This window comes from Aureibaculum marinum, from assembly GCF_003813905.1.
Classification (GTDB): domain Bacteria; phylum Bacteroidota; class Bacteroidia; order Flavobacteriales; family Flavobacteriaceae; genus Aureibaculum; species Aureibaculum marinum.
Genome location: NZ_RPFJ01000053.1, coordinates 1 through 984, shown reverse-complemented (window position 1 = coordinate 984; position 984 = coordinate 1). Strand labels below are relative to the sequence as shown.

Annotated in this window: 1 protein-coding gene; it reads left to right on the top strand. The window is 28.8% G+C overall.

Annotated features, from left to right (window positions below; genetic code table 11):
- The first annotated feature begins 250 nt into the window (after window positions 1–250).
- Complete coding sequence (locus EGM88_RS14370) at window positions 251–847, top strand: tetratricopeptide repeat protein (protein ID WP_123899123.1); 597 nt, start codon at window positions 251–253, stop codon at window positions 845–847.
- Window positions 848–984 lie beyond the last annotated feature (137 nt).

Below are 984 nucleotides of genomic sequence, written 5' to 3'. Positions count from 1 at the left end.
GTATGTCAATTCCAATGAATAACTTTGGTTGAGCAGTAGATTCTGTTTTCATATCTTATCGTTTTGGTGAACTTTAAAGATAAGCAATCTGCTGCTTTTTCATAGATGCTATAATTTATTGCTAGTTCTAGCCTACTTACGAAAGTCCTCGCGGACTTTCTTGGTCGTTAATTATTTACTAAATTAGTTGCTTAAACCACGCAACAAACCATATACAAACACGTTGGCAATAATTTAAAAAAATCTCGAATTGAATAAAATAATAGGAATTTTATTGACAATTTTACTTCTGATTTCTTGTAAAAAAGAGGAAAAAGAAAGGAATCCTTTAGTTATTGAATATCAAGAAAGAGGAATTGAATATCAAATGGAAAATAAGTCTGATAGTGCAATTGTATTCTACAAAAAAGCAATGGAAATTGAACCAACTGATATTACAACTATTGAAAGCCTGATAAAAACTTATTGGTGGAATAAGCAACCTGAATTAGCTTTGAAAATCTTAAATGAAGTTCCAAACGAAATTAAAGAAAGTAATTCCATTCTAACTTTAAAAGGAATGACTCTTGAAAAAATGGACAATTTAAATGATGCAATGGAATTGTATAAAAAAGCATTTAAAGAAAGTCCGAAAATTCACTACGAAAATGAAGAGAATATTATGGAGTTTATTGGTTATTTAACTTTACAAACTGTTGTCGGAGAAAAGGAAAAAGCACTTGCGGAATTAAAAAGTCTGAAAGGAAAAAAATTAACCGAATCTGAAAAACAATATATTAATTCCATTGAACCAATTATTAGAAATTATAAAGGTGGTGGATATAATGGAATTTTAGGAAATGAATAAAAAACTATTGCCAACACCGTGTCCTATGAAAAGCACTAGTCACTCACTTCAAAGTTAATATTTTATTTTTAATTATTACATAATGATGTTTTTGGGGTGTTAAATTGTTGATAATCCTTTTTACCCTTTAGGCTGAT